The sequence below is a fragment of the Cellulomonas pasadenensis genome (assembly GCF_047229365.1).
GTDB lineage: Bacteria > Actinomycetota > Actinomycetes > Actinomycetales > Cellulomonadaceae > Cellulomonas.
In genome coordinates this window covers 1-6,140 of the sequence record NZ_JBFTEP010000175.1, presented here as the reverse complement: position 1 = coordinate 6,140, position 6,140 = coordinate 1, and the positions used below count along the sequence as shown (strand labels likewise).

The 6,140-nt window shown below is 73.2% G+C and carries 5 protein-coding genes; 4 read left to right on the top strand and 1 reads right to left on the bottom strand.

Going from position 1 to position 6,140, the window contains the following annotated elements:
• Positions 1 to 1,218 (bottom strand): MFS transporter (locus AB6N23_RS16775; protein ID WP_412867128.1); only part of this gene is annotated, 1,218 nt, incomplete at its 3' end.
• Between the two features lie 82 nt (positions 1,219 to 1,300).
• Here AB6N23_RS16775 and AB6N23_RS16770 point away from each other — a divergent pair.
• From AB6N23_RS16770 to AB6N23_RS16755, 4 genes are all read left to right on the top strand, one after another.
• Positions 1,301 to 1,591 (top strand): GNAT family N-acetyltransferase, encoded by a 291-nt coding sequence (locus AB6N23_RS16770; RefSeq protein ID WP_412867127.1) that lies wholly within the window; start codon positions 1,301 to 1,303, stop codon positions 1,589 to 1,591.
• Between the two features lie 429 nt (positions 1,592 to 2,020).
• Positions 2,021 to 3,562: a glycosyltransferase family 2 protein gene (locus AB6N23_RS16765; RefSeq protein WP_412867126.1), complete on the top strand. Its 1,542-nt coding sequence runs from the start codon at positions 2,021 to 2,023 to the stop codon at positions 3,560 to 3,562.
• A complete protein-coding gene (locus tag AB6N23_RS16760; protein ID WP_412867125.1) occupies positions 3,555 to 5,387 on the top strand; it encodes a glycoside hydrolase family 26 protein in 1,833 nt (610 codons plus the stop codon). Before AB6N23_RS16765 ends, AB6N23_RS16760 begins: the two co-directional genes overlap by 8 nt.
• Before the next feature lie 74 nt (positions 5,388 to 5,461).
• On the top strand, positions 5,462 to 6,140 hold a 679-nt coding region (locus AB6N23_RS16755; RefSeq protein ID WP_412867124.1), incomplete at its 3' end, for a nucleotide sugar dehydrogenase.

Here is a 6,140-nt window from a genome sequence, read left to right as displayed (position 1 = left end):
GCCGTCGTGCGCCGCCGCCGCGTCGGGCCGGGGCCGGAGGACGGGCAGCGCGACGAGCGTCGCGACGAGCGCCGCCGCGCCGGAGACCACGACGACGAGGAACCCAGCGTGCGCACCGCCGGCGTCGATCCGCGTGCCGGCGACGGACGAGCCGACCGACACCCCGACGCCGAGCGCGGTGCTGACCCACGTCAGGCCCTCCGTGAGGCGCCCGGCGGGCACGAGCCCCTGCACGAGCGCGTTGCCGTTGACGAGCGACGGGGCGATCGCGAAACCGACGACGAACATGACGACGGCCAGCACGGCGAGGGACTCGGCGAGGAAGAACGCGCACACGCCGACGGCGAGCGCGATGACCCCGAGCGCGAACCGCCGGTGCAGGGGCGACGTCCAGTGCCGCGCGCCGTAGAGCAGGCCCGAGAGCAGCGAGCCGAGGGCGAACACGGCCAGCACCGGCCCGGCGAGCCCGGGCCGCCCGACCTCCTCGGCGAACGCGACCGTGGACACGTCGGTCGCGCCGAAGATCGCGCCCATGGCGACGAAGACGACGACGAGCACGACCATGCCGGGGGAGCGCAGCACGCTCCCGCGCGGCCGGTCGGCGGCGGGCAGCGTGCCGGTGGCGGGCGGCTCGGTGCGGCGCTGCGCGAGGAAGGCGAGGCCGCCGAGCACCATCGCGACGACCGGGACGACGAGGCCCGCGGCGGGCGCGACGGACGTGGCGAGCAGCGTGGCGAGCACGGGCCCGACGACGAACACGAGCTCGTCGAGCGCCGACTCGAGCGAGAAGGCGGTGTGCACGCGGCGCGGGTCGTCGCCGAGCGCGTGCGTCCACCGCGCCCGCACGAGCGCGCCGAACGACCCGATCGTCGCTCCTGCCAGCACGGCGGACACGTACAGCCACCCGGGGTGCGCGCGCGACGTCGCGGCCACGACGAGCAGCACGATGCCGGCCGCGGAGACGAGGACGGCGGGCCGCATGACGCGCGCCTGCCCGTGGCGGTCGACCAGCCGCGCGATCTGCGGCGAGCAGACGGCCTGCGCGACGACGAAGACGGCGGACACCCGCCCGGCCAGCCCGTACGACCCGTACAGGGCCTCCACCATGAGCACGATGCCGATGCCCACCATGGACATGGGCAGGCGGGCGACCACACCGGTGGACGAGAACCCGAGCGCGCCGGGGCGCGCGAGGACGTCCCGGTAGGTCTGCAGCATGCGTCCACTCTCGCACCCGGCGCCGACACCGGCGGCACCGGCGCGACGTGCGGGGGCGTGCGGGGTCGGCCATGATCGCGGCATGACCGATGTCGTCGTGACGGACGTGGCCGACGCGCACCGCTTCGAGGGCCGCTCGCCCGACGGGGCCCTGCTCGGCGTCGTGGCGTACGAGCGACGGGGGGACGACGTCGTCCTCACCCACACCGAGGTGGACCCGGACGCGGAGGGCCACGGGATCGGCACGTCGCTGGTGCGGCAGACGCTCGACGCGCTGCGCGCACAGGGGGCCCGGGTGGTGCCGCAGTGCCCGTTCGTGCGGAGCTTCGTCGAGTCGCACGACGGCTATAGCGACATGCTGATCGACCGCTGATCATTCAGCAGTCATGACGGGCGTCTCGAACGGCTGAGACGTCCGTCACCACAGCGTGCGCCATTCGGGCGATCTGGACAATCGTACGAGGGTGGCTTTGACCTGCGCGATGACCGCATCTGTCCCGGTTGTCGTGGACATATGTCCGATCCGGTCGTTGACCAAACCATGACTTATACGAATTTGTGATCACTCGTTCGGGCGTGCATCCTCGTACCACCGACGAGACGGCGACGCACCCAGCGGCGCGCGGCACCGCGGCGAGGACGGACCGGTCGCCGGTCGCCCGCCCAGCTCCTCGGTCCTCCGCGGCTCACGCCGCACACGTCCCGACGCCTGGCCGCTACCAGCGGGCCCGCGCGTCCAGCGGCTGCGCCGACGACGCCCCAGCCGAACCCGCGATCCGCCCGGTTCTCCAGGAGCTTCGACTTGTTCATCTTCATCCTGCAGATGCGGCACATGATCGAGGGCCCCCACCACGAGGTCTACCTCTTCGCGGTGTTCTCGGCTCTCGTCTGGGCCCTCTGGATCCTCAAGGTGGTGCTGTCCCGGCGCTACCGCCCCGTGACCGCGCCCTACGACGTCACGACGTCCGTGGTCATCCCGGTCGTCGACGAGCCGCTCGACCTGTTCCGCGACGTGCTCCAGCGCATCGTCGACCAGCAGCCGGACGAGGTCATCGTCGTCATCAACGGCGCGCCGAACCCCGGCCTCGAGTCGGTGTGCGACGAGTTCGGCCCGGTCGTGCAGCGCGTGCACACCCCGATCCCGGGCAAGCGCAACGCCGTCAAGATCGGCACCGAGATGTCGCGCGGCGAGATCACGGTGCTCGTCGACTCCGACACGGTCTGGACCGACGGCACGCTGCCCGAGCTGGTCAAGCCGTTCGCGGACCCCTCGGTCGGCGGCGTCACCACCCGCCAGCGCATCCTCGAGCCCGAGCGCTCCTGGATCACCCGCTGGGCGGACTGGCTCGAGAACACCCGCGCCCTCTACTCGATGCCCGCGCAGTCGGTGCTCGGCCAGATCGGCTGCCTGCCCGGCCGGACGATCGCGTTCCGCCGCCGCATCCTCATGCAGGTCATGGACAAGTTCATGCACGAGAAGTTCCTCGGCGTGTTCCTCGAGGTCTCCGACGACCGCACCCTGACGAACCTCACGCTCAAGGCCGGCTACCGCACGGTCTACCAGTACACGAGCCTCGTCTACACCGACGCCCCGCTGCAGGTGCGCAAGCTCTTCAAGCAGCAGCTGCGCTGGTCGCGCGGCTCGCAGTACAACACGCTGCGCATGCTGCCCTGGATGCTCGGCCACGCGCCGGTCCTCGCGATCTTCTTCCTGACCGACATCATCCTGCCGTTCCTGCTCTTCGGGACGCTCGCGGGCTGGGTCTACCGGGCCGCCTCCGGCACGGGCGTGAACCTCTACGAGGCGATCCTCACCGGCAGCGCCGGTCTGCACGGCTGGGCGTGGGTCGTCGGCCTGATGATCGTGTCCTCGGTGCTGTCGATGGCGATCCGCCAGATCCGGCACCTGCAGGAGAAGCCGTCCGACTTCTTCCGCCTGCCCGTCTTCATCATCGTCTCGACGCTGTTCCTCATGCCGATCCGGCTGATCGGGTTCTTCCGCATGGCCCACGTGGCCGGCTGGGGCACCCGGGCCGGCGCGTACACCGCGGGCCAGGAGGACACCGTCGGCGACGACCCGCTGGCCGAGCTGGAGAGCACCTCCGGCGACGCCCCGGTCGACCTGGTCGACCGCGACCGCGCCCCGGTCGCCGGCGGCACGCCGGTCGCCGTGGGCGGCCCCGGCACCGCCGGTGACGGCCGCCTCGCGCTGCGCAGCACGACCAGCCAGCGCACCCGGACGCGCGAGGTCGCCCCGACCCGCCGCCGGCGCAACCTCCTGGCCCTCGTCCCCTACGCGATCGGGATCGTGATGTTCGCACTCATGGCGGTGTTCTATGTCTGAGCGCACCGGCAAGCACTGGTGGACCATGACCGGCCGGCTGGGCTTCGCGGCCCGGCTCGGCGCCCTCGTCACCGCGCTCGCGCTCGGTGTCGTCACCGGGATCGTCTGGCTGAGCCCCTCGGGCGCGACGCCGGGCACCCCCAAGACCAAGGCCGAGCTGGAGCTCGAGCGCCAGGTCGCCGACCTCGAGGCGGTCCTCGCGGACCGCGAGGACGAGCTCTCCGCGATCGAGCGCGGCCAGGCGAAGGCCCGCGCCGAGCGCTCCGCCGCCGCCGAGCGCGGCAAGGAGAAGGCCGCGCAGGAGCGCGAGGCGGCTGCGGCCGCCGGCCGTGAGAAGGCGGCCGCGGAGCGTGCCGCCGCGGCGCAGTCCGGCCGCGACAAGGCCGCCAAGGAGCGCGCCGCCGCCGCGGCCCGCGGTCAGCAGAAGGCCGCCCTCGAGCGTCGGCTCGCCGCCGCGCGGGGCGCCGCCGAGGGTGCCGCGATCCGTGAGTCCGTGGCTCGACAGGCCGCCGACGCGGCGGCCGCCGCCAGGGCCGCCCGCGAGGCCGCGAACCAGCCCGTCAAGCCGACCGCGCCGTCCCTCGCGAGCCTGCTCCAGCCGGAGGACCGCTACTTCGGCCTCTACACCGCCCAGTCGCCGTTCAACTGGGCCGAGGTCGACGACGTGGCGGCGCAGGTCGGCGTCCAGCCGCACCTCGCCGGCTACTTCCAGGGCTGGGACACCCCGTTCCGTCCCGACGCCGTCACCCGTTCGTGGGACAAGGGCATGCTGCCCCTGCTCACGTGGGAGTCGCGTCCCATGACCGCGGCCAACAACCAGGTCGAGGACCCGGCGTACTCGCTGCCCCGGATCATCGACGGCGCGTTCGACGAGTACCTGCACCAGTACGCCCGCGAGATCGCGGACCTGGGCCTGCCCATGGCCATCCGTCTCAACCACGAGATGAACGGGTCCTGGTACCCGTGGGCCGAGCAGGGCAGCAAGGGCGTCGCCATCAACGGCAACCGCCCCGGCGACTTCGTCAAGATGTGGCGTCACGTGCACGACATCTTCGAGGCGGAGGGCGCGAACGCCCACGTCATCTGGGTGTGGGCGCCGAACATCGTCAACAACCTGCCGGCGGTGAACAAGCCGCTGGAGTACACGCGGAGCCTGTACCCCGGTGACGAGTACGTCGACTGGGTCGGCATGTCGGGCTACTACCGCCCGCCCTACGCCGAGGGCCAGTCGCCGACGTTCGACTGGACGTTCGGTGCGACGCTCGGCCAGCTGCGCGCGATCACCTCGAAGCCGGTCCTCCTCGCGGAGATCGGCGCGTCCGAGAGCGGCGGCGACAAGCCGGCGTGGGTCACCGACCTGTTCGACGCGCTGGCACGGCCGGAGAACAACGACGTCGTGGGTCTCGCCTGGTTCCACCACTCGGTGACCACGATCAGCGGTGGCGAGCGCGTCACCAACGACTGGCGGATCACCTCCCGCGCGGACTCGCTCGCGGCGTTCGTCGCCGGGATCCACGACCCCGCAGCGGGCTTCGTGCCGGGGACGGCCGCGTTCTCCGCGGCCGCCACGGCCGCCACCCTGGCTGCACCGGCACCGGCACCGGCCCCGGCTCCCGCACCGGCGGCCGAGCCGGCTCCGGCTCCCGCGCCGGCACCGGCCCCCGCGGCCGAGGCGCCCGCCGCCCCGGTGCAGGGCCCGCCGACGCCCACGCCGGCACCGGCACCGACGACGCCCGCCCCGGCGGCGACGTCGGGCCCGGTCGCCCCGACCCGCACGGACGGTCCGGCCCCCACGCCGCGCCCGACCGTGACGCGCACCCGATGACCGCCCCTCGCACCCCCGGCGCCGGCGCGCCCGCCGCGCCCGCCCCCCACGACACAGACACACGGAGCACGCACATGGCCGAGACGAAGGCCCCCCGCACGACCCGCCCGGCCGCCGAGGCCGCCGGCGCCACCCCCGCCGCCCCGCTGCGCATCACCGTGCTGGGCACCGGTTACCTCGGTGCAACCCACGCGGTCGCGATGGCCGAGCTGGGTTTCGACGTGACGGGCGTGGACACCGACCAGTCGAAGGTGGACGCGCTGCAGGCCGGGAAGGTCCCGTTCTTCGAGCCTGGGCTGCCGGAGCTGCTGGAGAAGAACCTGGCCACGGGTCGGCTGCGGTTCACGACGGACGTCGCGTCCGCCGTCAGCCAGGGTGATGTGCACTTCGTGTGCGTGGGCACCCCGCAGCAGCGCACGTCGCACGCGGCGGACCTGCGGTTCGTCGAGGCCGCGACGACGGCGATCGCACGGCACCTGACCAAGGACGCCGTCATCGTCGGCAAGTCGACCGTCCCCGTCGGTACCGCGGCCCGCCTGCGTGAGCTGGTCGCGAAGGAGGCCCCCGCGGGTGTGGAGGCCGAGCTCGTGTGGAACCCGGAGTTCCTGCGCGAGGGCAAGGCCGTGGCGGACACGCTGCACCCGGACCGGATCGTGCTGGGTGGGGTCTCGGCCAAGGCCGAGGCGACGCTGCGCCAGGTCTACGCCGGCCCGATCGCCGAGGGCAGCCCGGTCGTGGTGACCGACCTGCCGA